1 protein-coding gene is annotated in these 1,668 nt (G+C 61.2%); it reads left to right on the top strand.

The window, feature by feature from the left end; translation table 11 throughout:
- Nucleotides 1-145: 145 nt before the first annotated feature.
- Nucleotides 146-1,621, top strand: a complete 1,476-nt coding sequence (locus G3N58_RS33775) for an ISNCY family transposase (protein ID WP_167285831.1) — start codon at nucleotides 146-148, stop codon at nucleotides 1,619-1,621.
- Nucleotides 1,622-1,668 lie beyond the last annotated feature (47 nt).

The raw sequence follows: 1,668 nt of genomic DNA, 5'->3' as shown, positions 1-1,668 counted from the left end.
TTATTTAATTTTACATAACATAAATTATCACCCATAAATTTGTGACGGCCATTTAGTAATGTCCGGTTTGGGCCAGTTAGAAATGTCCGGTTTAAGGGTTCTCCTCGGCGCATCCTGCAACTGCATGCAGACGACGGAGCCCGTGATGAACGAACCTGGACTGGTGACGATCAGCATGAAGGAACTGCAGCGCGTCAAGGTGATTGAGGCACTCGTTGAAGGACGGCTCAGCGGCGTGTTTGCGGCTGAGCGGCTGGGGTTGTCCGAGCGGCAGATCTCACGTCTGCGACGCCGTTTCGAGGCGGCGGGTGCCGCGGGTCTGGTGTCGGCCCGACGCGGCAAACCGAGCAACCGGCAGTTGTCGATGAACGTGCGGGCACGGGTGATCGCGATCATTCGCGAGCGCTATGCCGATTTTGGTCCGACGCTGGCGCGCGAGAAGCTCCATGAGTGTCACGGCATCCTGCTGGCCAAGGAGACCGTGCGGCAGTGGATGTACGATGCAGGGCTGTGGATCCCGCGCCGGCAGCGCCCGCCGAAGGTCTACCAGCCGCGCAACCGTCGTGCGTGCCTGGGTGAACTGGTGCAGATCGATGGTAGCGACCATCGCTGGTTCGAGGACCGTTCGCCGGCCTGCACGCTGCTGGTGTTCATCGACGATGCGACCGGGCGGCTGATGACCCTGCACTTCACGGCGACGGAGTCGACCTTCAGCTACTTCGAGGCGCTGCAGAAGTATCTGGATGCGCACGGCAAGCCGGTGGCGTTCTACAGCGACAAGGCGAGCGTCTTTTACGTGAAGCAGCGCTCGGAGACGGCCGGCAAAGGGGTGACGCAGTTCGGCCGGGCACTGTATGAACTGAACATTGATGCGTTCTGTGCGAACACGAGTCAGGCCAAGGGCCGGGTGGAGCGCGCCAACCTGACGCTGCAGGACCGGCTCGTCAAGGAGCTGCGGCTGCGCGGCATCAGCACGAAGGAAGCGGCCAACGCGTATGCGCCCTCCTTCATCGCTGACTTCAACCGGCGTTTCGGCAGGCCACCGAAGAGCGATCACGACGCGCACCGGCCATTGCACAGTGACGAGGATCTGAGGCAGATCCTGGCCTATCGCGTGCCACGCAGGATATCCAATGCACTGACGGTGCAGTACGACCGCGTGATGTACCTGCTGGAGGACACGCCATATGCCCGTACGCTGATGCATGAATATGCCGAGGTGGTCGAGTTTCCGGACGGCGTGATCGAGGTTCAGGCCCAGGGGGCGGTGCTGCCCTGCCGGCAATACGATCGCATCGCGCGTGTCGATCAGGGGGCGGAGGTCGAGAACAAGCGGCTTGCGAGCGTGCTGGAGGTGGCCCGGTGCGTCCAGGCAATCCGTGATGATCGCCGCGCGGCGGGCTCGCCGTCACGCACCCATGCTGGCGAAGCGGTCCGCGCGAAGAAAGCACTGATCGGGCTGAAGAAACAGCGGGCCATCGACGCTGCCGACATCAACCATGCCGTGCTGGAAGTCAGTGCCAAATCAATGCGGGAACGGGGGGCGGCTGCGCCGCCCCAACCCACAAACATAAAAAGAAACAGGACCAAAACCAATGTGAAACCGGACATTTCTATCTAGCCAGAAACCGGACATTTCAATCTGGCCTCGACAAAATTTGTGAGTCC

This window comes from Paraburkholderia sp. Ac-20342, assembly GCF_017104985.1.
Classification (GTDB): Bacteria; Pseudomonadota; Gammaproteobacteria; order Burkholderiales; family Burkholderiaceae; genus Paraburkholderia.
This window is presented reverse-complemented; position numbering and strand designations above follow the sequence as displayed.

Bases quoted from the DNA above. Each gene is read 5' to 3' on its own strand.
- G3N58_RS33775 (WP_167285831.1), top strand. From the start codon at position 146: ATGAACGAACCTGGACTGGTGACGATCAGCATGAAGGAACTGCAGCGC.